The 26,577-nt window shown below is 68.3% G+C and carries 25 protein-coding genes and 3 pseudogenes; 6 read left to right on the forward strand and 22 right to left on the reverse strand.

Features of this window, described 5'->3' with window-relative positions:
* Positions 1-373: 373 nt before the first annotated feature.
* The gene (locus ACR9ZK_RS02830) at positions 374-772 is read right to left on the reverse strand and encodes a hypothetical protein (protein WP_481339985.1); all 399 of its coding nucleotides are present in this window, start codon (positions 770-772) and stop codon (positions 374-376) included.
* 271 nt (positions 773-1,043) lie between these two features.
* Here ACR9ZK_RS02830 and ACR9ZK_RS02835 point away from each other — a divergent pair.
* Positions 1,044-1,538: pseudogene (locus tag ACR9ZK_RS02835) on the forward strand (alpha/beta fold hydrolase); the annotation flags it as partial.
* Positions 1,539-2,455: 917 nt separating this feature from the next.
* Here the strand turns inward: ACR9ZK_RS02835 and ACR9ZK_RS02840 are convergent.
* The 7 genes from ACR9ZK_RS02840 to ACR9ZK_RS02870 form a co-directional block, all read right to left on the reverse strand.
* A complete protein-coding gene (locus tag ACR9ZK_RS02840; protein ID WP_481339987.1) occupies positions 2,456-2,827 on the reverse strand; it encodes a hypothetical protein in 372 nt (123 codons plus the stop codon).
* Positions 2,828-2,915: 88 nt separating this feature from the next.
* Entirely contained in the window at positions 2,916-3,323 is a 408-nt protein-coding gene (locus tag ACR9ZK_RS02845; protein WP_481339989.1) for a hypothetical protein, read from the reverse strand.
* Between the two features lie 354 nt (positions 3,324-3,677).
* Entirely contained in the window at positions 3,678-4,064 is a 387-nt protein-coding gene (locus tag ACR9ZK_RS02850) for a hypothetical protein (RefSeq protein ID WP_481339993.1), read from the reverse strand.
* Between the two features lie 134 nt (positions 4,065-4,198).
* Positions 4,199-4,714: a YxiG-like protein gene (locus ACR9ZK_RS02855; protein ID WP_481339996.1), complete on the reverse strand. Its 516-nt coding sequence runs from the start codon at positions 4,712-4,714 to the stop codon at positions 4,199-4,201.
* A 200-nt stretch (positions 4,715-4,914) separates the two neighbouring features.
* A complete protein-coding gene (locus tag ACR9ZK_RS02860; protein ID WP_481339999.1) occupies positions 4,915-6,030 on the reverse strand; it encodes a hypothetical protein in 1,116 nt (371 codons plus the stop codon).
* Positions 6,027-6,590, reverse strand: a complete 564-nt coding sequence (locus ACR9ZK_RS02865) for a SigE family RNA polymerase sigma factor (RefSeq protein ID WP_481340002.1) — start codon at positions 6,588-6,590, stop codon at positions 6,027-6,029. Before ACR9ZK_RS02865 ends, ACR9ZK_RS02860 begins: the two co-directional genes overlap by 4 nt.
* 264 nt (positions 6,591-6,854) lie before the next feature.
* Entirely contained in the window at positions 6,855-7,295 is a 441-nt protein-coding gene (locus ACR9ZK_RS02870; protein WP_481340006.1) for a DUF6299 family protein, read from the reverse strand.
* A 1,420-nt stretch (positions 7,296-8,715) separates the two neighbouring features.
* On the opposite strand from ACR9ZK_RS02870, the gene ACR9ZK_RS02875 reads away from it, so the two are divergent.
* Positions 8,716-9,144: a nuclear transport factor 2 family protein gene (locus tag ACR9ZK_RS02875; protein WP_481340009.1), complete on the forward strand. Its 429-nt coding sequence runs from the start codon at positions 8,716-8,718 to the stop codon at positions 9,142-9,144.
* A 183-nt stretch (positions 9,145-9,327) separates the two neighbouring features.
* On the forward strand, positions 9,328-9,693 hold the full coding sequence (locus ACR9ZK_RS02880) for a VOC family protein (protein WP_481340012.1): 366 nt from the start codon (positions 9,328-9,330) through the stop codon (positions 9,691-9,693).
* An 891-nt stretch (positions 9,694-10,584) separates the two neighbouring features.
* Here the strand turns inward: ACR9ZK_RS02880 and ACR9ZK_RS02885 are convergent.
* From ACR9ZK_RS02885 to ACR9ZK_RS02905, 5 genes and pseudogenes are all read right to left on the reverse strand, one after another.
* Positions 10,585-10,734 (reverse strand): annotated as a pseudogene (locus tag ACR9ZK_RS02885) (VOC family protein); the annotation flags it as partial.
* Positions 10,735-10,788: 54 nt separating this feature from the next.
* A complete protein-coding gene (locus tag ACR9ZK_RS02890) occupies positions 10,789-10,935 on the reverse strand; it encodes a hypothetical protein (protein WP_481340014.1) in 147 nt (48 codons plus the stop codon).
* 54 nt (positions 10,936-10,989) lie between these two features.
* Entirely contained in the window at positions 10,990-11,508 is a 519-nt protein-coding gene (locus ACR9ZK_RS02895; protein ID WP_481340018.1) for a GNAT family N-acetyltransferase, read from the reverse strand.
* 263 nt (positions 11,509-11,771) lie between these two features.
* Positions 11,772-12,248, reverse strand: a complete 477-nt coding sequence (locus tag ACR9ZK_RS02900) for a DUF4037 domain-containing protein (RefSeq protein WP_481340021.1) — start codon at positions 12,246-12,248, stop codon at positions 11,772-11,774.
* A gap of 65 nt (positions 12,249-12,313) precedes the next feature.
* Positions 12,314-12,655: pseudogene (locus ACR9ZK_RS02905) on the reverse strand (DUF4037 domain-containing protein); the annotation flags it as partial.
* Between ACR9ZK_RS02905 and ACR9ZK_RS02910 the strand changes: the two are divergent.
* Entirely contained in the window at positions 12,566-12,802 is a 237-nt protein-coding gene (locus ACR9ZK_RS02910) for a hypothetical protein (protein ID WP_481340025.1), read from the forward strand. The pseudogene ACR9ZK_RS02905 and the gene ACR9ZK_RS02910 overlap by 90 nt on opposite strands.
* A gap of 172 nt (positions 12,803-12,974) precedes the next feature.
* Here ACR9ZK_RS02910 and ACR9ZK_RS02915 read toward each other — a convergent pair whose 3' ends face one another.
* The 3 genes from ACR9ZK_RS02915 to ACR9ZK_RS02925 all read right to left on the reverse strand — a co-directional run bounded on the left by ACR9ZK_RS02915 (position 12,975) and on the right by ACR9ZK_RS02925 (position 16,836).
* Positions 12,975-13,751 carry a polysaccharide deacetylase family protein gene (locus ACR9ZK_RS02915; protein ID WP_481340030.1) on the reverse strand — a complete coding sequence of 259 codons (777 nt, stop codon included), beginning with the start codon at positions 13,749-13,751 and terminating at the stop codon, positions 12,975-12,977.
* 390 nt (positions 13,752-14,141) lie between these two features.
* Positions 14,142-15,806, reverse strand: coding sequence for an ABC1 kinase family protein (locus ACR9ZK_RS02920; RefSeq protein ID WP_481340034.1), 1,665 nt, complete (start codon positions 15,804-15,806; stop codon positions 14,142-14,144).
* A gap of 295 nt (positions 15,807-16,101) precedes the next feature.
* Entirely contained in the window at positions 16,102-16,836 is a 735-nt protein-coding gene (locus ACR9ZK_RS02925) for an SDR family oxidoreductase (protein ID WP_481340037.1), read from the reverse strand.
* 104 nt (positions 16,837-16,940) lie between these two features.
* On the opposite strand from ACR9ZK_RS02925, the gene ACR9ZK_RS02930 reads away from it, so the two are divergent.
* Together ACR9ZK_RS02930 and ACR9ZK_RS02935 are read left to right on the forward strand one after the other, a co-directional pair.
* Positions 16,941-17,780 carry a LysR family transcriptional regulator gene (locus ACR9ZK_RS02930; protein ID WP_481340041.1) on the forward strand — a complete coding sequence of 280 codons (840 nt, stop codon included), beginning with the start codon at positions 16,941-16,943 and terminating at the stop codon, positions 17,778-17,780.
* Between the two features lie 143 nt (positions 17,781-17,923).
* Positions 17,924-18,274, forward strand: coding sequence for a hypothetical protein (locus ACR9ZK_RS02935; RefSeq protein WP_481340046.1), 351 nt, complete (start codon positions 17,924-17,926; stop codon positions 18,272-18,274).
* Between the two features lie 155 nt (positions 18,275-18,429).
* On the opposite strand, the gene ACR9ZK_RS02940 is transcribed toward ACR9ZK_RS02935, so the two are convergent.
* The 6 genes from ACR9ZK_RS02940 to glyA are packed head-to-tail and all read right to left on the reverse strand — an operon-like array spanning position 18,430 to position 26,477.
* Entirely contained in the window at positions 18,430-19,827 is a 1,398-nt protein-coding gene (locus tag ACR9ZK_RS02940; protein WP_481340048.1) for an L-serine ammonia-lyase, read from the reverse strand.
* Entirely contained in the window at positions 19,827-20,552 is a 726-nt protein-coding gene (locus ACR9ZK_RS02945) for a sarcosine oxidase subunit gamma (protein ID WP_481340051.1), read from the reverse strand. The genes ACR9ZK_RS02940 and ACR9ZK_RS02945 overlap by 1 nt, the downstream gene beginning before the upstream one ends.
* A complete protein-coding gene (locus tag ACR9ZK_RS02950) occupies positions 20,545-23,577 on the reverse strand; it encodes an FAD-dependent oxidoreductase (protein ID WP_481340055.1) in 3,033 nt (1,010 codons plus the stop codon). Before ACR9ZK_RS02950 ends, ACR9ZK_RS02945 begins: the two co-directional genes overlap by 8 nt.
* 2 nt (positions 23,578-23,579) lie before the next feature.
* The gene (locus tag ACR9ZK_RS02955) at positions 23,580-23,891 is read right to left on the reverse strand and encodes a sarcosine oxidase subunit delta (protein WP_481340057.1); all 312 of its coding nucleotides are present in this window, start codon (positions 23,889-23,891) and stop codon (positions 23,580-23,582) included.
* Positions 23,892-23,910: 19 nt separating this feature from the next.
* Positions 23,911-25,131 carry a sarcosine oxidase subunit beta family protein gene (locus ACR9ZK_RS02960; RefSeq protein ID WP_481340061.1) on the reverse strand — a complete coding sequence of 407 codons (1,221 nt, stop codon included), beginning with the start codon at positions 25,129-25,131 and terminating at the stop codon, positions 23,911-23,913.
* Positions 25,128-26,477: a serine hydroxymethyltransferase gene (gene glyA, locus ACR9ZK_RS02965; protein WP_481340064.1), complete on the reverse strand. Its 1,350-nt coding sequence runs from the start codon at positions 26,475-26,477 to the stop codon at positions 25,128-25,130. Before glyA ends, ACR9ZK_RS02960 begins: the two co-directional genes overlap by 4 nt.
* Positions 26,478-26,577 lie beyond the last annotated feature (100 nt).

Below are 26,577 nucleotides of genomic sequence, written 5' to 3' on the forward strand. Positions count from 1 at the left end.
GCGTAGTCTGGCCAAGGCTGATCGCACCAGGGGTTGATCAACTGACCGGCCCGGATGGGCTGCTGGAGACGATCGCCAAGCAGATCCTTCAGGCCGCTCTCGAGGGAGAGATCAGGTGCGCGAGGACATTCCCTGCGGGATCACCTACGGGGTGACCGAGCACAGGCAGACTCGCCCAGCTTCGAGCACGCCCTGGGCCTTGGGAGGGAATCGCAGTCCGATCCGCCGCTGCCGACAGAATTCCGAGGATCGCTACGGCATCAGCCTGCAACGGCTGCCGTAGCGACAACTGTGCGGTCACTCGGGGCATCACCGAACGGCGCGCGAGCAACTCAGGCAGCGGCATCAGGCAGCGTCGACAGGCCCGCACCATTCACCGACTGGCGGCTCTGACGCCGGACACAATGGCGGCGGCGAGGAGTCCGAGGAGCAGCAGCAGCAGCACCACCGGGGCAAGGAGCAGGAGGAGCAGCACGACCAGCCCCGCGGCAAACCTGAGCGGGACACTGGCTCCCAACCACGCGCCCTTCATCGCCGCCCACACAGGGTTCTTTCCCAGCAGGTGTGCCTTCAGGCCTTCAAGGACGGCCCTCCCGGTCGCTCCTTGGGAGGCCACGTATTCCTCGATCTGGCAGATCCACTCATCGACCTTGTGCGACAGCTTGGCAGCCGCGGCCTGCAGTGCCGCTTCCGCGAGGCGTCCGAGGGCTGGGGCCAAGGCTGAGGACACGGAGGCGTGCTGGACCTTGTCACCTGCGACCTCTGATGTCATGCCACCATCCCTCAGTCCAGACGGTCCCCCAGCGGGATTCGCTGCCTTGGATCAGGCTAGCCAATCCGAAACAACTGTGAAGGCAGGCGAAGCTCCGATCTGGATAGGGCCTCACATCGGCACGGCCGATTAGCGCTTTGAGCGTGCGTCGCGTGTGAGGGTTCGCCGCAGGTGTCGCACGGATTGCGCCGCTCCAATCGCCCTCGTCCCCGGTAGTCCCTCGACCCCCGGTGCCGCCGTAGGTCAGCTCTGACGTGCAGGTGGGTATGTATGCCGCGGTGCGTCACCGTTTCGATCGAGCCGTGTCGACGTCGTTGCGCTGGGGCCGTGGGGATCAGACTTCTTCCGCCTGGTGCGCGAGCACGCGGACGTGTTCAGCGCCCTTCCGAGTGCGGTGCACGAAGGCGCGCTCCGGGCCTACATCGGGGGCGCCAGCCACGTCGGTCTCGCACCGGTCGTTATGCAGTCCCTGGTGGCCCCGTGGATCGACGGTCCGGGACAGGCCGCGTTCTACCGGCAGATCGCTCAGGCCGATCAGGCATACACCGACGAGATCGAGCATCTATACCCGGAGCTCGATGTACCGGTCCTTGTTGTCTGGGGAGAGGAGGACACCTGGATCCCTGTCGATCGTGCGCGTCGCCTCAGTGAACTCGTTCCCGGGGCCCAACTCAGGATCATCCAGGGTGCGGGGCATCTGATCCAGCTTGACCAGCCGGAAGCCCTCGCGACGACACTCACGTGTTGGCTCTTGGCACAGCTCTGACGCAGGCACTTTCGCACTTCGAACCGATGCATGGTCCGGCTCGCTCATCGGCACGAGCGATAGTCGGCGAGCGCCCGCAGGCGCCTTGGGGCGTCCCAGACGGATGGCGCTCGTGGTGGGTTGAGGGTCCGACGGGAGATCAAGGCCCGTTTGACAGGCGGCAACAGGTGTACAGCTGGACGGCTTGGCGTCCGATGTCGGCACCCTGACCCGAAAGAAGTTTCAGCTTTCCATCTCACTCGCATCACCGACCGTCTTGGCAAGGGCAGGCCGTAGTCTCAGTTCTAGTCTCATTCGGGTGGTGTCGGCGGCCTCGTTCGGCGACGTTCACGCGCCGCCCTCGCAAGCGTGCAGCGACATTCATGTTCGTTCCCGAACCTCTTGGCACAGACCTCGAAAGCGTGGGCGCGGACCAGCTCCACCCAGCGGTTAGACCCCAGTGCCCCTACAAACACGGTCGCCGTAACCGCGAAATGCTCAGTCCGCAAAAAGTCCGCAAGAAGTCCGAGAACCATCGCCGGGACCCATCACGGTCCACGCCGCCAACGTGCGTTTTCGCAGGTCAGAAGCTCGGGGCACCAACGGCAGCACGGCGGGAATCGCGCCTTGCAATGCCCGGCGTATCGGCCGACTCATCCACTTTCACGCCTCTGACCTGCGGTGACGTGTTGCGGACCCCTCACTGGTCCGCAAGCAGTCCGCAAACCTCGGAGGACTCCGTCGACGGAGGCGCGGTTCTTGCCGCGCCAGCCGGCTGGTCGACGGGCGGGAGAGGACTTGGAGTCCTGGTGGGTGACAGAGGAGCGGCCAGACGTCATGCCGCCACTCACCGCGATCGGCGTATCCATCGCATCCAGATGAACGCTCCTCGACACGACAAGTCACGCCCTTGGCGGCATGAGCGTGCAGATCTTCGGCTACCAGATCCAAGCCGCTTTCTCGACGCCGAGTTCGGGCCGAGCAGGTCGGACCAGCATCACCGACTCCGGGCCGGTCGCGGTGGGCCCGCCGATCGGAAAGGCCAAGCGGTTCTCACCCGAGTCGATGGCGACGTACTCCCCGTCCATGACGGTGAGGTCCTGCACCTCGTGCCCGATCAGCGACACTATGGAGGATGGTCCGACGTCCCGGCATCCGATCATTCCGAAGGGCTCGGTCATTCCGGTCAGGATCACGTCTCCCATGTGCACCTCGATGAAGTCGTGCAGGAAGGACACCCCCGTGATGTTCAAGCCGACGACTTCAGAACGGGCCGACTCCGCCGGATCGTTCGCGCCACTGCTTGTCATGACCGCAGTATCGGGCCTGCGTCCGTGCCGCGCTGATCATTACCGCTCCTCGGCACGATCGCGCCCGTCGCGGCTCCGTGAATGGGATTCAGGGCAGCCGCTTCGCTGCGGCGTCGGCTCTTCGAGCCCAGAAGACAAGCGATGCCCGTGCCACGACAAGGAGGATGGTAAGTCCACCGAGCCATAGAGCAACTATCCGCACGGCCTCATCCGCATCAGGATCTTCCAGCCAAATCGCCATGTCCGCATCGGCCATCGCGACGACTGCACCGTCGTCCGCATGGAGGACGTGCACCGCGAGAGGAGAGGCGTACCCGATGCTTGCGTTCGCAGGGAACCAACCGGTGCGGAAGTCGACCGGCGACCCGTCCTCCGTGGTCCTGTCCCGCGCCCAGTCAAGCAGCACAGCCTCGGCCTGACCGGACAGCCGGACGCGCACCTTCGTGCCCACGATGTCGCTGCCACCGCGTCCGCCGTAATGCTTCTCGAGGAACACCTCCGAGCCAGTCGCTATTTGTGCCACACCCTCACCCTGAAGGGCGGACGCATCAGCATAGGCAGACCGACCCTCTTGGCCCATCCAGGCGAAAGCTCCGGCGGCGCAAAGGACCACGATCGTCCAGACAGGCACCAAGCGCCGTCTCTTACTCCACCAGGCAGTCCATCCCTGTCGAGTCAGGTTCGTGGTGGCGGACATTCGCCCAGTATCGCCACACCTGACCGCAGAAGAGTTGCAGCTCAGCAGCCACGCGCTTCACGGCATGACAGTGCGTTCGGACCGGCGCGGACATGAGGTCTCTTCAGTGAGGGTCGTGCGTAGGTCTCCAGGTATTGACCGTCTCTCACCCAGTTAGTCACTCAGCGCCGGCCGCACTTCCGCGGCTGACTGGGGCTCATGAATCGGGTCGGACCGGCGAAGCCACTGCTCTGTGAGCACCAGCCCCGCCACCAAGCCGATGCCTGTGATGAGACCGGGCATCTGGGTAAAGACATCGCCGGTCACCGCTTGAAGTAATCCCGTCATCACGAAGAGCACCGCTGCCACGGTGAGTCGCTTCGTGAGATCGCGACGATCGACCAACTGCCAGATCGCTCCAAGCACCGCACCGGCCAGCGGCATGAGTCGGGCCCAGATTCCGTCGCCGAGGGGGACTTCCACGCTCTCAGACCCTGCCCAGTTGATGGAGGACAGGGCCAGGATCACAACGAAGAACCACGGCCAACGGCGACGAGTCATTCGTAAAGTATGGGTCACAGTGGACCTGGCTGAGCCGTAGATCCCGCGGGCTGACGGCGATGGGGTTCTTCAGAGGGATTGAGTGAAGTGCTGCAGCATGATCGGGCGTCCGCCCGAAGAGCGGCATGAGCGTGCTACCCCAGTGGGAACTTCCCGTCCGGACCTGATGGTGGAACTACGAATGCGGCGGTGCCTGGCGCGACGGTGCTCACCCGGAGATCGGAGAAGACCAACGTCAGGTTGTGTTCGTTAGTCTCGATGAGCACCTCGTGAAATGGGAGGCCGAGTCGCTCCGACCACTGCCGGGTTTCGTCAGACTCGGGCACCAGTTGCATGCCGGGGTACAAGGCCTGCCACTTGACGCCCCACACGTACCCCTCTGGTTCGCCAGACCGCAGCCATTCCTCGTAGTCAGTGAACTCATCACCGACCGAGCGCGGCCACACGTCCTGTCGGACCGCCGTCGTCGCCGTCGCGCGGACGCAGTGGGTGAATCGGTACCGAAGGTGCTCGGGTTCGACCCCCGTTCGGGGGTCAGAGGTCGCGTAGACGTAGACGTCGTAGTCCCGCGTGTAGTCCGCGAACGCGTGGAACAAGAGGGCCTGGTCGAACACGTCATCCAGCGCCCGTTTGATCCCCTCAGTGTCCACAGCGCGAGCATGACGCATGACCTCGCCCACCGCGCGCTCATCGGCACGACCGACGAGCGGCGTGACCGGGCCAGCGGAGCCGCCCTCAACGCGGCATGTCCGGTAAACGCCTCACGTTGATGAACGTGCGATCGTCGGGCCTAGGGCGATCGCACGGGCACGGGAATCTCGACGGGCGCGGGCCCTCGGCTCGCAGGATGTCAGGGCGAGCCTGCCTCCCAGCTGGTGAGGGTCTGGGACTGCCCGGCGCCCTGGACCGTGACCGTTCCCATGACGTCCGGGTTCTGTGACACGGCGACGAACGGGGTTCGTCCGCCGACCGGAGCCCCGTAGACCACGGTGAAGGAGTCGTTGGGGTCGGTCGAGGTCAGTTCGACCGATCCGGTGGAGACCCAGCCGACGGCGAGGTCCGGGGCCGACCCGGCGACGGCCCTGGCGTGCGGCTCGACTCCGACCTGGAGCGCGCCGGTGCTGTGCAGCGCCATGGGGCCGCTCCTGCGTCCGAAGCCGAAGCGGTCGCCGTCGCGCCACAGCAGCACGCTCAGGCGCGGGTTCACCGTCACCACGGCGGCATCGACGCCGCCGGCCCGGTCGGCGCGCAGCATGGCGCCGTCCCCGAGCCAGCTGATGCTCGTGCCCGCAACCTTCGTCCGGCTCCACAGCAGGCCGATGACCTGCGCCGGGTCGAGCTTTGGTGCCCGCTGCATGAAGAGGGTGCCGACTATCCTGCCGCTCACGGGGTCGCTCAGCTGGCCGGACTGTCCTTGGCCGGGGAAGAGGTCAGGGGCGGTGACCAGCTGCGTCATGACGATGCCGGAGGCGGGGCCCTGTTCGCCGGTCAGCGCATAACCGTAGACGACGTCCTTCTGTCCCGACTCCTCGGGCATGAGGAAGCTGGCCTGTCCGTTCGCGGTGGCCGTCCGTGCACGGGTGACCTTCTTGAGGATGGTGGGGCCGTCGGACACGGTCCAGGTCTCGAGAACCCGGCCTCCGGGGGTCGGCTCGACCGCGACCTCGACCCCGGGTCCCCGCTTGAGGCCGTCACCGTAGGTCGAGCCGGCCAGGTTCCCGCTTCCGACCGCAGCACTGGATCGGCTCGGGTCGCCGGCCGGCGGCAGCGCCCGGGTCTGGCCGGTGCCCAGCTGCACGGCCACGACCGCGACGGCGGCCGCCGCCACGCCGGTGCCCACGAGACGGCGTCGCCGCACCGCGCGGTGTCCCCGTTCGAGGACGAGCGCCGGATCGAGGCGCAGGTCGGGGGCGCTGGCAGCGGCCTGCAGGGCCGAGCGGACCTCGGCCTCGGGGGTTCTGGTCATCGCGCGCTCCTCTCGGTCGCTGAGCCGTCGACCCGGTGCTCGGCACCGTGTTCGGGTTCGGCCGGCGCGTCGGTCAAGCCGGCGCGCAGGGCCGCGAGGCCGCGCGAGGCGGCGCTCTTGACGGCACCCACGGAGATGCCGAGGGCCTCGGCGGTCGCCTTCTCGGACAGGTCGGTGTAGTACCGCAACACGACGACCCGGCGCTGCTGCTCCGGCAGGGTGGCAAGCAGCCGCACGACCAGGTCACGGTCATCGGACCCGCGCATCGGGTCGGCAGGGCGCGGCGACGGTTCGGGCATCGTGTCGGTGGGGCGCTCCAACCGCGTGGCCCGCCAGCGGTCGGTGCGGTGGTTGACGAGCACCCGGCGGGCGTAGGCCAGGCCCTCACCGTCGCGGACGCGACCCCAGGCCACATAGGTCTTGACGAGCGCCGCCTGTGTCAGCTCCTGTGCGTCGTGGGCATCGCCCGTCAGCAGCCAGGCGGTGCGCAGCAGCGACGGCCCGGCCTGCTCCATGAAGTGCGTGAAGGCCGCCTCGCGTTCGGCATCCCTGCGGCTCACCGTGCGCCCCCGTCGTGGTCCATGCTCGTTGATACGGACGAATCCGGTGAAAGGTTGCCACGCCGGCCGCGGCCCGCAGTGCATCGGGTGGCGCGCGCACCAAGTCAGGGGTGACGACGTCGGGCCGGCCGTGCCCGGCGGTTATCCACCTGGGCGGGTGCGTGGTGCAGAGCCGGGCGCCTGACCGCTCAACTCCGCTTGGGCGTGACGGTGCCCACTCGATGTGTGCATGTGCCGATCGAGTGGGCACCTCGACCGTGAACGTCAGCGGCTGCGCCTGATGATGATGACGCGCTCGTCGACCGGCTGCATCGGGCAGGGGCCCTCGGGTGACTCGCAGACGGCGATCCCGCCCCAGAACGTTGCCGCGCCGGTTTGGACACGTCCCCCTGGGACGGTCGCGCCGGCGCCCCAGCGGTGTTGAGCTCCATCGCAGATAAGCCCCTCGATGGTGTGCACGTCCGTCGGAGGGCGGTCGCGTAGCAGGAGCTGAAAGGACAGGCTGCCGATGCGGTCGCCGGCGCCGGTGCAGGCGTAGGTTCCGCTCAAGGCGACGAGGTCGGCATTGACGGTTGCGGTGCGGTCGATGCTGACCGTGCCGATGTCGTAGCCGGGGTCGCCACCGGCGTGGGCGGGCGACCCGGTGAGGACGGCCGTGGACACGGTAACGACGGCGCTTGCGAGAAGGCTGCGTGAGACGTTCATGGTGCGTTGATCCCCTTGCCTGGTGGACGCGCTGATCGAGTCCTGCCCATCAGTACGCGTGCGTCGACCGGATGGTTGTCACGCCAGGCAAACTGGCCACTCGCCTGTGGACTGCACCCTGAGCCACACCTGAGGCATGTAGTTCGTGTCATCCGGCCTGCGGGACGACGAAAGGCGTGGGCAGGATGCGACAACCTTTCTCGGGCCCGCGGTGGTCGGGATGGGTACCGGCGCCTGCCGGGCACGGGACCGGACAGGGGACACAGGTCATGGACCATGCGGAGCGTGAAGCCGACTTCACGGCGTACGTCAGGGCGCGTGAGCAGGTCCTCGCTCGCCTCGTGTACCTGCTCACCGGTGAGCGTGACGCGGCCGAGGACCTGCTGCAGAACACGCTCGCCAAGGGTGTACTGCCACTGGGCTCGGATCCAAGAGGCCGAGGCGCCCGACGCGTAAGTGCGCCGGATCATGGTCAACGAGAACAACTCCCGTGCCGGGGCGGTCGGTGCAGCTGGGAAGGGTTCGCTCTGGGATCCGCCCCGCAGGCGTGCGGGAGGCAAGAAGCGAGAGGGCACGAAGACACGTGAGTAAGAAGACGGCGAACTTCTTCTGTGACGGCGCTGCTCGAACGGGTGGCCGCTGCGGCCGAGGAGCTCGCGGCCTCGGCAGGCCCACAGCAACCTCTGGCGGCAGGAGTACAAGAGCATCGCCCGCGAGGCACGGGCCATGCTTCAGCAGGGTCCCAGTGAAGCCAAGGCAGCTTCCTGGGCTCGGAGCATCGGGCAGCCTCCCGCGTACACCAAGCCGAGCGACCGGCGCTTCGATCCCACCCCGGGTCGGTACGCCCTCGATCTGAGAGAGCGTTCTGGACGAGTTCTCATGCGTCTTGGGGAAGCTCGCGGGTGCTCGCGAGTGACTCAGCCGCGATTGCCTCCGAGGACACCTGCTGCCGACGTACCAATGGTGCTCGACGGATGGCGGGACCAGCAGCTGTCCCGCTCGAGGTGACACCGCCGGTCCGCCAACGGTGGAACCACGCGTCGCGGTTCATCCTCGGCCGTGCGGAGGGACGGATGGTCTTGTCTGCACGGCGGCGTCGCGATGCAGTTCGCCGAGTCAGCCGCCGAGCTTGCGCGCGCACGACCTGCCAGTGCTCCCAACACCGCTCAGGGTCGAAGTCGGCGTAGCCACGCTTCTCCGCCGTCGCCGCGGCCATCGGGACACTCCAGGTCTCGACCCGCGGCGGCCTACAACACAGGGACCGTGGCGCTCACCAAGGTGTGCGGCCCGCTGATCCGCTCCTTCCCCAACGCCTGAGTCCGGTATAGGAGTTGCGGCTTGCGGCAATTCCAGACGTGGTTCGAGACCGAGCGCTTCACGGCAACGTCTGAGGAGCCCCGGCCGTGGCTAGCATCTGGCGGTGACTACTTCAGCGGACGATCTTGTTAACGCTTACCTTCACGCACTCAACACCGCAGATGCAGACCTTGCCGTCAGCCTGTTCGCTGAGGATGCCGTCGTTCACTCCCCGCTCTACGGTCCTCAACTTGCCAAGGACTTCTACCCAGCCCTTTTCGCTGACACAAGCCAAGCGAAGCTCGACCTCAAGTCCGTCATGACCGGCACAGACACGTCCGGTGCGACGACGGTGAGCTTCTGGTTCCACTTCGACTGGCGACTGCCCTCCGGAGCAGCCGCACCCTTCGACGTCGTGGACGTCGCAACGCTCGGGCCCGACGATCGCATCCAGAGCCTGCACATCATCTACGACACTGTCGACGTCCGGCCCGCTTTCGAGGCTGAGGTCGGGCACCCCTCGTGGCGAGAGCCGCGTTCTGACACACCCTGAACGGAGTCCCGCTCGTAGGCACGTCCGCTCGGCGGCAGATGCGGACGCTCGTCGGTCTCTCTCAAACTCTTGCCATGGCCGACCTCGCCGGGCCACCGGTCCTTGTCGTCGACTACCGTTTTGGTGCTGTATCACCCCGCACGTCATCGTGGAGATGGAAGAGCCTTAATGCACAGAAGCCGCGTGTATGCCGTTCTGATCGACACACCCGAAAACGAGGCTGCCCAGGCCGCGGACTTCTGGTCGGCAGCTCTCGGCGTCACTGCCCGACCGTTTCCGCCGGCGCCGCAGTTCACGACCCTCCATCAGGCCCTGCCAGGGCTCGTCACGGCCGTCCAAGCGGTCGACGACGCACCACGTATCCACCTTGACATCGAGACCGACGACGTCGACGCGGAAACCGCACGCTTGATCGCCTTGGGTGCTGAGCAGGTCTCGCAGTGGCAGGAGTGCCACGTGCTGCGAGTGCCCGGCGGTCATCTGGTGTGTGTGCTACCGGTCGAAAGCGACCCCGCCGATTTCCGAGCACGGGCCAACATCTGGCCCTGACGATGTGGTGCGGGTCCCTTGAACGGCGAGCCCTGCGACCGGTCCAGACACTCCACGTGGCGGGCCGACGCCGTGGGTTTTAGCCACCCGACGGAGACGGGCCAGGCGGTAGCACGGTATCGCCCCCGCGCTGCTCCTCGGCTCGCGTCCAAGCAGAATCCGGATCGCAGCGGGAAGGTGCGACCGACGCCCAGCCGTGTCGGCCAGCGTCCGGTACTGCGAGCCCCCAGCCAGAGCCAGCGCCAACGAGGCCCGCGATCACGGCCGGCTGGGACGCGAGCTTCCTCTTGGCGTCGGGGCGCCTGGGCGCCGCGAACCGTTCCATCCGGGCGCTGTGCTGCGCTGAAGACCCATAGGGCACGTCTCGGACCGGCGTCCTCTTTAACTCTCCTCGGCATGACAGGAAGAATGCTTCCCCCCGCAGACGAATGCAGGGTATGGGCGGAAAGTGCGTCTGCTCTCCGTGACCTGCGACGGCGCCGACCGGATCGTGGTGATGCTTTCGGCGGCCTCCCCCCGGTGCGTCACCTGACGGCTGCCCTCGCGCATTGGTGACACGGGGGGCGTAAGCACACTCGAGTAGGTGGTCACCGTTACCACCGTCGTCCTTCCTTGCATTGGTCGGTGGGACCTCAAGGCGCCGTCGCCTCGGTCCGCAAAGAGTCCGCAACAGATCCGAATATGGCAGCACCTTCAACATGGCCAACTTCGCGTTTCTGCACGTCAGCGCCCCTGGGCACTACCCGCAGCGTGTGGCACGCTGCCGCTGGCAATACCCGGCGTATGGGCCGACTCATCCACTTCAGGCCTCTGACGTGCGGTTGTGTTTGAGGCCCCTCATTGGTCCGCAAATGGTCCGCAAGATTTCGGAGCAGTGGGGCGGTGCTCAGGCTAGGAAGTGGGTGAGCCAAAGCGGATCACGTTGCCGTCTGGGTCTACGAGGACGCCCTCGTGCTGCCCCCACTCGGTGTCTTGGGGATGGCGCACGTCGGCACCAGCCGATTCCCAGACGGCTGCCACGTGGTCGGCATCCTCGACGAAGAGGTACGCGGCGCTGGCCCGCCGCTCCCCATCGGGGACGACGCCGAGGTGGAGTTAGATGCCGCCCCGCGAGGCGAATCCGTAGCCTCCGCCTCGATAGGCCCGGACCGCGAAGCCGAGCCGCTCGTAGAAGTCCATGGCCGCGGCGAGGTCGCGCACAGCGAAGATCGGCGCTATCCGCTCCATCATGAAGCCTCGCATTCTGCCGAGGGCGGCGGAAGAGCTCGGTCTGCGGCAGATGAGGACATGTGACCTTCAGTTGGCTGCGTTGAGACCACGCTCCATGAAGAGCCAGTGTGACTTGTACTCCTCGGGGATCTCGCTCTCGGGGTAGGGATCGACGTCGGTGAAGCCGCTGGCGCGGTACAGGCGATGGGCAGCGGTCATGAAGTCCGGGCTGTCGAGGAGGACGCGCCGATACCCCGCGTTTCGCGCTTCGTTGATCAGTCGGTCGAGCATGGCGCGACCCAAGCCGCCGCGACGGTGCGACGGGTCGACGTACATGCGCTTGATCTCCGCGATCTCGGGCCCGATGCGTTGTATACAGGCGATGCCGATCGCGACCTCGGTTTCATTGAACGCCAGTAGCAGCCGACCGTCGGGTCGCTGGAACCGTGCGACGGTGAGCAGGTCGTGCTCAACAGCTTCCCGGACCGGCAGCCTGAAGCCGTACCTTCTCTCGAGCTCGTCGTTGCCCCACGTGAGGTAGGCCAGCCACAGACGCTCGACGGCGTCCCGATCCTCGGGAAGCTGAGCCTCTCGGATGTCAGCCATTCTCGGATCGTAGCCATCGGTAGAAGGTCGGACGGACCATCAGTGATGCCCGACCCCTGGACCTGGCCCCCTTGAAGACAGGCGTGGATCGACGCGATCTCAGACGAGAAGGGTCTGCCAGCCGTGGCGCGCACGATCCGGCACGCGCTCGTGCGAGTAGGTCGACCTCAGGGCTGCGGAGACGATGGCAGGGTCAGTGGGCTGGACGCCAGGAAACGTTGATCCGGTGGCGGCGTTCCGTCTGCGGCCGATGAGCGCGTTGCTCAGGAGGCCGTCATGGCTCGTCGACGTTCGGCGTTGGTGAGGATGTCGACGTTGTCGGTTCGTTGGTCGATGCTGCCGAGGCCGACCGTGAGGGCTTGCACCACCGGGTCGTCCATGGCGTCGATCAGCGCCGGGACCAGCAGCGGGTTGACGTGCAGATACGGCCGGTCCCAGAACGGCACCAGCGCGGGTGTGCGCGACGGCAGACCGGCCTGGACCTGAAGGGTCGCCAGGCGCTCGAGTACTGCACGAAGGGCTTCACCGCGGGCCGTCCAGTGATCAGCGGCCAGCGCCGCGTGGAGGTCGGCTTGGATGGCCTGCCCGATCGGGAGCCTGGCGAACAGGGCGCCGCGCCACTTCGAGTAGGGCGCCCAGGTGCGGGACAACGAGAAAGCCAGGTGCATGGTGACCTCGACAAGCCGCGCCGCGATCGTCCGCGAACCGAGCTCGTCACCGCGGTCAGCTGCCCGTCCCATGAGGGAAGCTCCTGGTCAAGACGTCGCCAGTCCGTGGCGACGACGTAGCGCCACAGATCGTCGGGGTACCAGCTCAGCGCCTGCCGCAGCCGGGTCAACGCTCCGGGGCGGTCTGCGAAGACGGCGCCGAACACCAGCTCCAACGCCGCTTGTCCCGACACGGAGAGCCAGTCGGACGGGTGGGTCTCACCGGTCGGGTCGAAGCCCAGCCGGTCCCGGGCGAGGCGCTTGACGGTGGTGACCTCGACACCGTGCCGCGTGCTCGACTCACCCGAGAAGACGAACCGGGTCGGCTGCCCCGCGAAGGCGTCGGGGAGGTGCTCATCGAGCGCACGCATGACGCCCACGATGGCCTTGTCGTCGACGAACAGCTGGAGCCGCAAACCCCAGTCATGATCCTGCGACATGGCATCGTCCAACCCAAGGACCTCCGAGCCGGTGCCGATCCGCGCTGCCGCGTACTGGACGTCTGGACACCAGCGGGCAAGCAGCGGCGCGACCACTTCCCGGAAGTAGGCGCGTGCAAGCGGGAGCCCCCGAACGCGGTCGGTTGAATCGGGTCCGGGCATGCACTCGACCGTAGCGACCCGGACGGAACCAACACGCGTTCCCGACCGACCGGTCTCGCACGCGACCGCGTCACCCCTTCTCACCCCCCGGCGTCTGAGTGGGCACCGCGGGTCTGGCGCGGCAGGTCGGCACGCGCATCCGCGGCTGCGTGACAGCTCAGACGGCGAAGACGTCTCCGAGGTGCACCGGCTGCAGGGCGCGGGCCCGGATGATCTCGACGAGCTGCCCGTAGACCTTCGTCACCGGTAGGTGGTTCGCGTGCCCGATCACGATGTGACCGGGCAGCAGCCACTGCTTGGCACTGGCCACGATGGCCTGCGGTTTCTGCACGGTCGAGTCACCCAGGTCGCCGAGCCACATGGTCACGGCGGGATAGCCCAGGTCGGCCAGCTGCGCGTCGAGCGCGTGGTCGTGGGACCCGTAGGGCGGTCGCATGAAAGGTCGACCGAGCGTCCCGTAGGTCCGGTGGAGGAAGGACTCGTTGCGCCTCACCTGGTCGGCGACCTCGGCGGGGGAGAGCCGTAGCAGGTCGTGGTGCGACCACGTGTGGTTCGCGATGAAGATCTGGTTGTCGTCGTGGAGCGGGCGCAGCAGGTCGGCGTGGCTCGTCCAGCCCGAGTTGACCCCGTTGCAGAAGAACGTCAGGCGCAGCCCGGTGTCGCGGGCCAGCTTCGCGTAGCCCTCGATGACGGCTTCGTTGGTGCCGTCGTCGACCGTGAGGGCGACCGTCTTGGTGTGGCCGGGGAGCCGGAAGAGCGTTCCGTGCGGCAGGGGAGCCTTGGCCAGTCCCGTCGGTGGTGTGAACCGCGCGCCCGACCCGGCCGCCCCGTCGGCGGCCTCCGGGGACTGCCCCGGCATTGCAGCGGCGCCACAGCCGGCGAGGCCGGTGGCCACGGCTGCGGCGACGGAGGCGAGGAAGGTCCGACGATCCATCTTCTCGACGGTAAGCCGTGTGCCTGAAGATGCCCGATGACGCGCCGGGGAGCCGGCCTACCTCACCCACAGCTGGTCTGAAGGCCTCGTTGCACCATGGTCGGACGTCGTCCGAGAAGCGGCATGGAGGGGTCGCGCCACGCTTGGACCCGGGGCCCTCGGCCAACATGCGCGACACCGGTGCCCAGGGCATGACGTGTTCAGCCTCGATGCGGACGAGGGTCAACTGGATGATGATGAAGGTCCAGCCCCGCTCAGGACCGGCTCCGGCTGAGGTGGTCGACGTCCGGTCGCGCCGACGGGGTGCTGGTCGCGCGCCGGCAGCGCGGCGCCCGTGTCGAGCTCCACACGGTCTTCTTGAGCGGTGACGCCTTTGGCGAGGTTGCGGTGTCAGCCGTCGCGATCTCGGCGGGCGGCCTTCTGTGCGTTCCGGTCGCCGACGACGATCGTGGCCACGAGCACCCCGCCGGCGATCGCCGCGAGCAGGAAGAAGATCATTGCTATCGCGGGGTAGCCGAATATCGTGCTCGGCGTCCGAACCTGCATCATCAGGGCTGCACCCACAACGATGGCCGCGAGGATGATGCCCATCGTCAGGCGGTTTGCCAACCGCTGCAGGACCGACAGGAAACGCACCTCGTCGATGGTCTTGACACGCAGGGCCAGCTCGCCGTCGGAGAGGGCATCCAGGATGCGGTTCGCCCGCCTCGGCAGCTGAGCGGCGAAGTCCTTGGCTTCGATCGCCGAGGAGAGCACCCCCGACAGCGAGAGCGACAGTCCGCCGCGCAGGATCTCCTCGATGTTGTCCTGGATCGCCTCTGTCGGGTCGAAGTCGGGGTCGAGATGCTTGGTGACCTGGTCGAGATTGAGCAGCGTCTTGCCGACCATGGCCATCTCCGCCGGCGGTCGGAGCCCGTGAACCCCGGAGAGGCGTGACAGCTCGACCAGGACCGTGCCGACCTCCACCTCGCCGTGGAGGGCCACTGCGCTCGACACCAGGTGCGACACGTCATCGCGGAACCGCCCCGCGTCGTAGCCCGCGAGAGGATGCCCCATCTCCGCCAGGACGAGGGCGGCCTCCTCCCCGTCGCCCTCGCTGAGGGCCAGCAGCAGCTTGACGATCTTGCCCTGCACCCTTCTCGGCACCGTGGCGACCATCCCGAAGTCGATGAGGGCGAGCCGTCCGTCCTCGGTCAGCAGCACGTTTCCGGGGTGGGGATCCGCGTGGAGCGTGCCGTCGACGAGGATCATCCGCAGGTAAGCGCTGAACAGTTCCTCGACGAGTGGGCGTCGGTCGGCCTCGAGGAGCCCGAACGGGCCGACGTCGGTGACCGACTTCCCGGTGACGCGGTCCATCGTGAGGACCTTGGAGGTCGACAGGTCCGGGATCGGCTGCGGGACGAGCAGGTGCTCATAGCCCTGGGTCAGCTCCCCGAAACGAACGAGGTTGGCCGACTCGCGCCGGTAGTCGAGCTCGTCCGCCAGCGAGCGTCGGAAGTGCGCGAGCAGCGAGGCGACCCCGAAGCGCCGACCGACGTCGGTGTGTCTGTCGACCTTCTCAGCCAGACCAGCGAGGACCTCCATGTCGTCGCGGACGAGCTCACGCACGCCGGGCCGCTGGACCTTGACGACGACCTCGCGGCCGTTGCGCGTGACGGCCCGATGAACCTGCGCCAACGACGCCGCGGCCAGGGGGGTGTCGACGAACTCGGAGAAAAGGCTCTTGACCGGCGCTCCCAGCTCGGCCTCGATGATCTCCCGGACCTCCGTGACGGGGAACGGCTCGACCTTGTCCTGCAGCCGGGTGAGCGCCTGCGTGTACGGCGCGGGGAGCAGGTCGACTCGCGTCGAAAGCAGCTGCCCGAGCTTGATGTAGGTCGGGCCCATCCGCTCGAGATCTTCGACGAGCTGGTTCGGCCCCTCTCCGTCGAGGACGGGGTCTGCGTCCTCCGTGAGAAACTCGTCGGCCTCGGCGCCCGCCAGCAGGTCGGAGCGCCCATGCCGGATCAGTAGCCGGATGAGGTCGACATACCTGCTGCGGTGAGCTTGATCCATGGACCTGACCCTATAGACGAGGCGCATTGCGGGGTTGGGGCATCGGCATGGGTTGATTCGCGAGCATCTGAGTGAGGCCGTTGGTTTCAAGCGCCGGGGGCGCGGGTGCCGTGCCAGTCCGCAGCCGGGAGCGCCAGTCACTACCTGCAGCCTGTCGCCCGCTGCCGCTGGCAATCCCCGGCGCATCGGCCGGACTCATCCACCTTCAGGCGTCTGCCCTGCGGTGATGTGTTCCAGCCCCTCGTCGGCCGCGGTCGGCTTCGGGAACGGGCATGGTCCGCAGGTGCACCCGCGGTCACCAGGGCACAGGTCCGGCGTCGTCGTGGAACTGGCCGGTCGGTGCGCCGTCGGGCAGGGTCGCGAGCCGAATCGCGATGGCCGCTCCCTGGTGCGGGGTCCGGTCACCGGTGAAGCCGGTGAAGTCGGTGGCGGTCAGCCCGGGACAGCCGCAGTTGACCAGGATGTTCGTGTCGGTCAGTTCCTTGGCGTACTGGATGGTGACGGCGTTGAGGAACGTCTTGGAGGCCAGGTAGGCAGCAGGGACTGGGCCCATGTCGATGCCGGGCGTGGTTTGCAGGGCAAGCGAGCCGACGCTGCTGGACATGTTGACGATGCGCGGTGAGGCTGAGGCGCGCAGCATCGGCAGCATCGCGTTGGTCACCCGAATGACGCCGATCACGTTGGTTTCCACGATCGCTCGTACGGTCGCTGGATCGACGGTGGTCAGTGTCTGCGGCGCGTCACCGGCGAGGCCGTTGACCGCGGCATTGTTCACCAGGACGTCGAGCCCTCCGGCCCGATCGGCGAGGAGCTCGGCCGCCGCGGCCACACTGTTGTCGTCGGTGACGTCGAGAGGCACGCCGAACGCATCTGTTCCGGCATCACGCAGCTTGTCCACGGCAGTCTCGCGGCGTTGTCGATCCCTCGCACCCACGCCGACTCGCCAGCCGAGGGCACCCAGGCCCGCGGCGATCTCGTAGCCGATTCCCTTGTTCGCGCCGGTCACCAACGCGATCGTCTGTTCCTTCACATCGGGGATCCTGCTGGCACGCCGGGCAGGGTGTCCAAGACTGATTCGGTGGGCCGCGATACCGCACAGGTATCGATCCTGGTCAGCGCCGATAGGCTCACCTGGTGGAGACACGGGAACTGCGATACTTCGTCGCCGTCGCCGAGGAGCTGCACTTCGGGCGGGCGGCACAACGGCTGGCCATGGCGCAGCCACCCCTGTCGCGGGCGATCCAGCAGCTCGAACGACGGCTCGGGGTCGTCCTGCTGAACCGCACACCGCGCGCCATCACCTTGACCGAGGCCGGCTCAGTGCTCCTACGGGAGGCCCGGACCGCGCTCGACGCGGTCGAAGCCGCCGAACACCGCACCCGCCGCGCAGCGGCCGACCAGCCACGGGTGGTGCTGGCCACCAAGGCCGGAGTGTCCCGGGAGCTGCTGGCGAAGCTTCTGGACGCCTACGCCGCCGAACCGGGTGCGGTGGCCGTCGAGGTGATGCTCTGTGGCCCCGGCGAGCCGGAAGGCCGGCTTCGCACCGGCCGCGCAGACATTGCTCTGCTCCACCGGCCCTACGACACGACCACCGGGTTCGACAGCGAGGATCTGCACACCGAACGGCAGGTGGTGGTCCTGCCCGCGGGTCACCCCCTCGCCAGCCGGACGCACCTGTCGTTGGCGGAGCTCACCACCCAGACCCAGCTGCCCCTGCCGCGCTGGCCTGGACCCGATGGCACCTATCCGGACGGCCCCGGCCCGACGATCCGAGACCACACCCAGCTCTTCCAGCTGGTCGCGCTCGGACTGGCCTGCGCAGTCGTACCCGAGTCGGTCCGGGACCAGCTACGCGACGACCACGCCGTCGTGCCGGTGCCAGACGCACCGGCCGTCACGACCGTCATCGCCTGGCCACCACACAGCAGATCCAAAGCCGTCGTGGACCTCGTGCGCACCGCGAAACGCCTCTGACTGGTGTCCCACGCCCGCAAGACGCGGTGACGCCTCCGGCCCGGCTGAGTCCGACCGAAGCGGCCAAGGTCGGGACCAAGGCCTCTTACGGCCTCGATCGGGATGAGCAAGGCTCGAGATGAGATGGAAGGAGGTGAAAGACGATGTCGCAGCTCCTTCAGAAGCAAAGCGCGGGGACTGAGCAAGGTCTTCCACGGTTGTTCCGCAACCGCACGGTCGACTACACGCTCATTGTCATCGGGGCCTTGGTCGCAGCGTTCGGCGCGTACACCTACTTCGTACCGTCGAGCTGGTTGTGGGCGGGCCTGGCCGCAGGCTGGTATCTCGGAAGCTGGATCGCGGGCGGCGTTGTGCTCGCCGCCGGCTTCGGCATGTTGGGCGCCAGCGTCCGCGACCGGTCCGGCTACTGGACGGCCGGTGCCGTGATGAGCTTCGTGCTCAGCGTGCTGAGCCTGGCCGGAGCAGCTGCCGCTGCGGTAGTGCTCATCCTCTGAGCACCCCGAAGAGAGGTGACGGTTGGTCGAAGCCCCCAGGAGACTGGGGGCTTCCCGCGCGGACTCGGGAAGGTGCACCGTCGCTGTGCCCGCGGGCAGGTTGCGTCAAAGCGGCTCGGCGTGGGGGGTCCCGGCCTCTGCGCCTTGTCGTTACTTCAGCACTCGATGACGTTGACGGCCAGCCCTCCTCGGGAGGTCTCCTTGTACTTGACCTTCATGTCCCGGCCGGTCTCGCGCATCGTCTTGATGGCCTGGTCGAGGCTGACCTTGTGCTCTCCCGTGCCGTGCCGCGAGAGCCGGGCGGCGTTGATCGCCTTGACCGAGGCGATGGCGTTGCGTTCGATGCACGGGATCTGCACGAGACCGCCGACGGGGTCGCACGTCAGGCCGAGGTTGTGCTCGATACCGATCTCTGCGGCGTTCTCGACCTGCTCGGGGCTGCCGCCGAGCACGGCGCACAGGCCGGCTGCGGCCATCGAGCACGCCGAGCCGACCTCGCCCTGGCAACCGACCTCGGCGCCGGAGATGGAGGCGCCGAGCTTGAAGAGGATCCCGATGGCAGCCGCCGTCAGCAGGAACTCGACGACCTTGTCCTCATCGTCGTCGACGAACCGTGTGAAGAAGTGCAACACCGCGGGGATGATGCCGGCGGCGCCGTTGGTGGGCGCGGTGACGATGCGTCCGCCCGACGCGTTCTCCTCGTTGACCGCCAGGGCGTAGAGGTTGACCCACTCCATCGCCCAGAGCGGGTCGAGGACGGGCTGACCACCCTCGCGGGCCGCGGACTCCTGCTCGCGCAGGCGTGCTCGCAGCTCTGGTGCGCGACGCCGCACCTTGAGACCACCAGGCAGCGTGGTCTCCGTGCGGGTGCAGCCACTCTCCACGCACTCCTGCATGACGTCCCACAGGTGCAGCAGCTGCGTGCGCACCTGCTCGCGTGTGCGCCAGGACAGCTCGTTGGCCATCATCACCTCTGCGATGCTGAGGCCACTTTCCGCGCATCGGTCCAGCAGGTCACGACCGGTGGCGAACGGGTAGCGGACCTCGGTCGCGTCCTCCACCACCCGGTCGCTCCCGGATGCGTCCTCGTCGACGACGAACCCGCCACCCACGGAGTAGTAGGTGCGCCTCAGCAGCGAGCGGCCCGAGCCGTCGTACGCCTCGAAGGTCATGCCGTTGGGGTGGGTGGGCAGCGTCTCCCGTCGGTGCAGCACCAGGTCGTTGTCCGCGTCGAAGGCGATCTCGTGGCTGCCACAGAGCGACAGGGTCCCGTCGGCGCGAACCTGTGAGACCCGTTCCATCGCGCGGTCGGTGTCCACGGTCTCCGGGTCCTCCGCCTCGAGACCGAGCAGGACCGCCCGGTCGGAGCCGTGTCCGTGGCCTGTCGCCCCGAGCGACCCGAACAGCTGGGCGTGCACCCGACGCGTCTGCTCGAGCAGACCGATCTCCTTCAGCGACAGAGCGAACCGCCGCGCCGCGCGCATCGGTCCCACCGTGTGGGACGAGGAGGGACCGATGCCCACGGAGAACAGGTCGAGGGCGCTGAGCGCCATCAGTCGAACTCGCGCATGCCGTCGAGCAGCCAGCGGGTGACGAACTCCGTGAAGGAGGCCCGCGGCATGACCAGCCACGTGTCCTCGGTGGTGCGCCACAGGATGACCTGGACCGACTCGAGCAGCGTGGACACCGCACGACCGACGGGGAACTCCCGGGGGTGCAGGTCGAGCTGGATCACCTTGTCGAGCACCGCGCGTGCGCGGGGTCCGGACAGCTCCAGCGTCGCGCGGTTGGCCGACACGTCGACCACCTGACCGCGCTGTCCCTCGATGGCCGCGCTCAGCGCAGCCACCAGCTGGGGTCCGCTCTCGCCGATGACCGCTTCGTCCCCGAGCACGGCCAGCCACTCGTCGGGCCCCAGCCAGATGACGTCGACGGGGCGGCCCGGGCCACGGTCGCCGGAGCCGACGGCCCCGACGCGGTCGGGCAGGGGTGCACCCAGGACGCCTTCGAGAGCCTCCACCGCGGACGGCGACCCGGCTCGGAGCGACAGGTGAGTGGCGAACGGCAGCTCCCGCAGGGTGACGGTCCTGCGCGAGCCGGATGCCATGAGCTCCGTGAGGTCGGCGCCGGGGCTGCGCCGGTGTGTCAGCGGGTTGGCGCTCTCCGTCGACACCCGGGCGCCGAAGGTGGACGCACGGCTCGACGTCGTCGGAGCGGTCGGGCTCTCTGGCGTTGCGCGCACCGTGGTTGCGGGCTCCGTGATCGTCGGCTCAGCCATCTCGTCGTGCACCTTCCTTGTCGTAGAGCACCGGTTCGTGGACCTCCACCTCGGCGAACGTTCCCTCGAACGAGGCGAGCAGGGTCTGCCCGATGCGGTCGGGGCCGTCCTTGACCAGGGCCAGCGCGAAGCTGCGTCCCAGGGCTTGGCTGTGGTAGCTCGACGTCACGAACCCGAGCATCGGGATGGGGGCGTCGGGCAGCCCCTTGCCGGTGTAGCTGCCCAGAGCCCCGGGCTCGATCAGCTGGGCTCCCTCGGGCAGCCGGAGGGAACGGTCGACGGGCAGCACGCTGACCAGCTGCTTGCGACCCGGGGAGGTGTGCGAGCTGCGCGAGAACGATCGCCGGCCGATGAACTCCTTGGTCTTGCTGACCACCCAGTCCATCCCCAGGTCGTGGGGCGTGATCGTGCCGTCGGTGTCCTGCCCGACGATGGGGTAGGCCTTCTCGGCACGGAGCACGTGCATGGTCTCGGTGCCGTAGGGCGTGATGTCGAACTCCTCGCCGGCGGCGGCCACGTCGTGCCAGATCTTGAGCCCGTACCAGCGCGGGACGTTGATCTCGTAGGCCAGCTCCCCGGAGAAGGTGATGCGGCAGATGCGCGCGTCGATGCCGGAGATGAGGGTGGTCTCGCGGAACTCCATGAACCCGAAGCCCTCCTTCGACACGTCGAGGTCCGGGGCGAGCTTCGCGATGACGTCGCGCGACCGCGGGCCGACGACCGCCACCGTCGCCCACTGCTCGGTGACCGAGGTGAAGGTGACGTCGAGCTCGGGCCACTCCGTCTGGCTCCACTCCTCGAGCCAGTCGAGCACCTTGGCCGCCCCGCCCGTGGTCGTGGTCATGAAGAAGCGGTCCTCTGCAAGACGAAGGGTGACCCCGTCGTCGAAGACCATGCCTGCTGCGGTGCACATGACGCCGTAGCGGGCCTTGCCCACCGCCAGCTTGAGGAAGGGGTTGGTGTAGACGCGGTTGAGGAACTCGGCGGCGTCGGCACCGCGGATCTCGATCTTGCCGAGGGTGGTGGCGTCCATGAAGGCGACACCCTCGCGGGCGGCGCGGCACTCCCTGGCGACGGCGGCGTCCATGTCCTCGCCGCTGCGCGGGTAGTACCAGGGGCGCTTCCACTGTCCGACGTCCTCGAACAGGGCGCCGTGCTCGACGTGCCACGCGTGGGCGGGGCTGGTACGCGCGGCGTCGAAGAGCTCGCCTCGGCCACGGCCGGCGAGGGCCACGAAGGCCACCGGCGTGAACGGGGCGCGGAACGTCGTCGTGCCGATCGCGCCCGGGGTCGGGCGCCTCGCAGCGGCCGAGCCCGACCCGTCTGCCTTCGCCGCGGGGTCCTGTCCGGGCTGTCCCGGCGGTATCGAGGCCGTGTCACGGCCGGAGAGCACCTGGGTCAGCAGCCCGATCGTGTTGACGCCGCCGATGCGGCCCTGGTCGACGCCGGTGCTGATGGAGGTGTACCGCTTGACGTGCTCGACAGAGTGCATTCCGGCGTGGGTGGCGCGCAGCACGTCCGCCGCGGTGTTGTCGCGGCTGAGGTCGACGAAGTGCCGGTCGAAGGACCCGTCGACAGACGGCACGGCCCACAGCTGACGGACCTGCCCGGCAGCACGGTGCTGGCGCTCGCGACGCGCCTCCGGGCTCTCGGTCGACGACTCGGTGGGCTCGCCGCGCAGGGAGAACCCGGCCGCCACGACGGCCGCCCGCCCAGCCCGTTCGCCCTCCATGAGGCAGTCGATGGTGGAGTAGGTGCCGTTCCCGGCGCCGACCACGAGCTGGTCGCGGACCTGACCCGACGGCACGAAACCGGCCAGCTCGTCGTCCCACCGAAGCGAGCCCTGCCGCTGGCTGTGCAGGTTGACGTTGGGCGTCCAGCCGCCGGACACCGCCACGAGGTCGCACTCGAGGGTCTGCCCCGGCCCGACCGGCTGGCCGTCGGCGTCGATGGGCGCGACCGTGACTGCAGTGACGGCGTCGACACCCTCGACGGAGGTGACTGCGGACGAGGCGTGCACGACCATGCCGGCGCGCAGAGCACCCTGCTGGGCACTGCTCGGCGCGGTCATCTGCTCCCGGGCGTCGACGACCGTCACCTCCGCACCGGCATGCATCAGCGCGTGCGCGGCCTCGTAGGCGGAGTCGTTCGTGGTGAACACGACGACGTTCCGTCCGGGCAGCGCACCCCAGCGGTCGGCGTACGCACGTGCCGCGGAGGCGAGCATGATGCCGGGGACGTCGTTGTCCGCGAAGACGATCGGGCGTTCGAAGGCCCCGACCGCCAGCACCACCTGGCGGGCGGAGACGTGCCACACGCGCTGGCGTGACACCCCGTCCCTCACCGTCCCGGCGGTGGACGGCTCGCCCTCCGGACGCTGTTCCACGGCGATGAGGTAGTTGTTGTCGTAGCTGCCGAACACGCAGGTGCGGGTCAGGACGGTGGTCTCGGGCGCGGCCTCGAGCTCGGCGCGGACGCCGGCGACCCACTCAGCGCCAGGTTGGCCTTCGACCATCGCGGTGCGGTCCGACAGCAGCGATCCGCCGAGCGCGAAGTCCTGCTCGAACAGGATGACGCGCGCGCCGCTGGCGGACGCCGCGCGGGCGGCTGCGAGACCGGCCGGGCCGGCCCCGATGACGGCGACGTCGGTGTGGACGTGCACCTTGTCGTACTCCGCCGGGTCGGGACGGTCGTCGAGCACACCGATGCCGTCGAGGAGCGTCACGTCGAGACCGTCGGTCAGCTCGAGGGTGGTCGCGGGCAGCATCGACTCGTTGTGGGCGCCGTTGACCCGGACGAAGGCGTTGGGCTCCTCGACGCCCGCGGTGAGGATGCCGCGGGGCCGGCGCAGGTAGATGGAGTCCCCGACACGCAGTCGACCGTTCGCGACGAGCGCGGACGCGAGGGTGTCACCGACGAACCCGGTGAGGGTGCTTCCGTCGACCGTGAAGGTCAGTGGTCGGGAACGGTCGACCGCGCCACCCTTGGGACGTCGGTTGGGCTGGTCGGATGAGGTGAGGCCCATGCTCATGCCTCCTGCCTGCTCGTGGTGGGTTGTGCCGCGACCTGGTCCGGACGGGCCTGGTCGAGGCGGTAGACGTGCTGGATCTCGTACGTTCGGGTGTTGCGGATGACGTTGAACCACTTGCGGCAACCGGCCGAGTGCACCCAACGCTCGGCATAGGAGCCCTTCGGGTTGTCGCGGTAGAAGAGGTACTGGGCCCACTCCTCGTCGGACAGGGCGTTCGGGTCCTCGGGGTACGCGACATGGGCCTGCCCGCCGTAGGCGAACTCGGGCTCGTTGCGGGGGCCGCAGTACGGGCACTCGATGAGCATCATGATGGACGTCCCTTTCGCGTCAGTGGGCCACGGCGGCGGCGCCGTGCTCGTCGATGAGGTCGCCGCTGACGAAGCGCTCGAGCCCGAAGGCCCGGTTCAGCTGGTGTGGCTCGTCGTGGGCGATGGTGTGCGCGTATGCCCAGCCGGCGCCCGGCACCGCCTTGAAGCCGCCCGTGCCCCAGCCGCAGTTGACATACATGTGGTCCACGGGGGAGCGGCCCATGACAGGCGAGGCGTCGAGCGTCACGTCGACGATGCCGCCCCACGTGCGCAGCAGGTGCGCCCGGGCGAAGATCGGGAAGAGCTCGACGGCCGCCGACATCTGGTGCTCGATGACGTGGAAGGAGCCACGCTGCCCGTAGCCGTTGTACGTGTCGATGCCGGCGCCCATGACGAGCTCGCCCTTGTGGGCCTGGGAGACGTAGACGTGCACGTGGTTCGACATGACGACGGTGGGGTGGACCATCTCGTGCAGCTCGGAGACCAGGGCCTGCAGGGGGTGGGACTGGATGGGCACGCGGAAGCCGGCCATGTCGGCGAGGACCGACGTGTGCCCGGCGGCGCACAGGGCGACCTTGCCGGCGTTGATCCGTCCGCGGGAGGTCTCGACCCCGACGACGCGGTCACCGTCCATGACGAAGCCGGTGACCTCGCAGTTCTGGATGAGGTCGACGCCGAGCTCGTCCGCCCGGCGGGCGTAGCCCCAGGCCACCCAGTCGTGCTTGGCGATGCCGGCGCGCGGCTGGAACGTGCCGCCCATGACGGGGTAGCGGATGTCGTCGTTGATGTTGATGATCGGGCACAGCTCCTTGACCTGCTGCGCGTCCACCCACTCGGCGTCGACGCCGTTGAGCCGGTTGGCCTCGACCCGGCGGATCGAGTCTCGCTGGTCCTGCAGCGTGTGGGCGAGGTTCAGGACGCCGCGCTGGGAGAAGAAGATGTCGTAGCCGAGCTCCTCCTCGAGGCCCTCCCACAGCTTGAGGGAGTGTTCGTAGATGGCGGCGGACTCGTCCCACAGGTAGTTCGACCGGATGATCGTGGTGTTGCGGGCCATGTTGCCGCCGGCGAGCCAACCCCGTTCGAGCACAGCCACGTTCGTGATGCCGTGGTTCTTGGCGAGGTAGTAGGCCGTGGCGAGGCCGTGACCGCCGCCGCCGACGATGACGACGTCGTAGCTCTTCTTGGGCTCGGGGTTGGACCAGAGGAAGTCGGGGTGCTGCGGGAGCTCGCGCTGGTTCACGCCACGCCTCCTCGGATGCCGGGGTACAGGGGGAACCGGACGGTCAGCGCGTCGACCCGCGCACGCAGGGCGGGGATGTCGGCGGTGCCCGGCGCCGCGGCCAGGACGGTCGCGATGATGTCGGCGACCTCCGCGAAGGCGTCCGCGTCGAAGCCGCGCGTCGCCAGTGCGGGTGTGCCGATGCGCAGACCGGAGGAGACCATCGGCGGTCGGGGGTCGAAGGGGACGGCGTTGCGGTTGACGGTGATGCCGATCGAGTGCAGCAGGTCCTCGCCCTGCTGGCCGTCGAGCTCGGAGTGGCGCAGGTCGACGAGCACGAGGTGCACGTCGGTGCCTCCGGTCAGCACGCTGATGCCGCGCGCCGCGACGTCGGGGGCCTGAAGCCGCTCGGCGAGGATCGCTGCTCCCCGCAGCGTCCGTGCCTGTCGCTGCGCGAACTCCTCGGAGGCGGCGAGCTTGAAGGCGACGGCCTTGCCGGCGATGACGTGCTCGAGCGGGCCGCCCTGCTGCCCCGGGAAGACGGCCGAGTTGATCTTCTTGGCGATCTCGGCGTCGTTGGTCAGGATGATGCCGCCGCGCGGGCCGCCGAGGGTCTTGTGCGTGGTCGAGCTGACGACGTGCGCGTGGGGGACCGGCGACGGGTGCAGCCCCGCGGCGACGAGCCCGGCGAAGTGCGCCATGTCGACGAAGAGGACGGCGCCCACGGCGTCGGCGATGCGACGGAACTCGGCGAAGTCGAGCTGACGCGGGTACGCCGACCAGCCGGCGATGATCATCGCGGGACGGTGCTCGTGGGCGAGCCGCTCCACCTCCGCCATGTCGATGACATGGGTGTCCTCGCGGACGCCGTAGGCGACGATGTTGTACAGGCGTCCGGAGAAGTTGAGGCGCATGCCGTGCGTCAGGTGGCCGCCGTGCGCGAGCTCGAGCCCGAGGATGGTGTCACCCGGGCGCAGGAGGGCATGCATCACCGCCGCGTTGGCCTGCGCGCCGGAGTGGGGCTGGACGTTCGCGAAGCCGGCGCCGAAGAGGGACTTGACCCGTGAGAGAGCCAGGGACTCGATGACGTCGACGTGCTCGCAGCCGCCGTAGTAGCGCCGTCCGGGGTAGCCCTCGGCGTACTTGTTCGTCAGCACCGAGCCCTGCGCCTGCATGACGGCGAGGGGAGCGAAGTTCTCCGACGCGATCATCTCGAGGGTGCTCTGCTGGCGCTCCAGCTCGTGACCGATGGCGCCCGCCACCTCGGCGTCCAGGTCCGCGAGGGCCCCGTCGAGGACACCGTCGGAGACGCCCTCACGGGGGCGGTCGGAGAGCACCGTGCTTCGGCCCGGTCCGTCGATCGTCATCTCACCACTCCTGATATCTGTCTGGTCGGCGACTGATATATCAATCTCGGTGTTACGATATGTCTAACGAGGCCGCAGGTCAATGGGCTGAGTGCCCCCG

It is taken from the genome of Monashia sp. HAY1-5C, assembly GCF_056755255.1.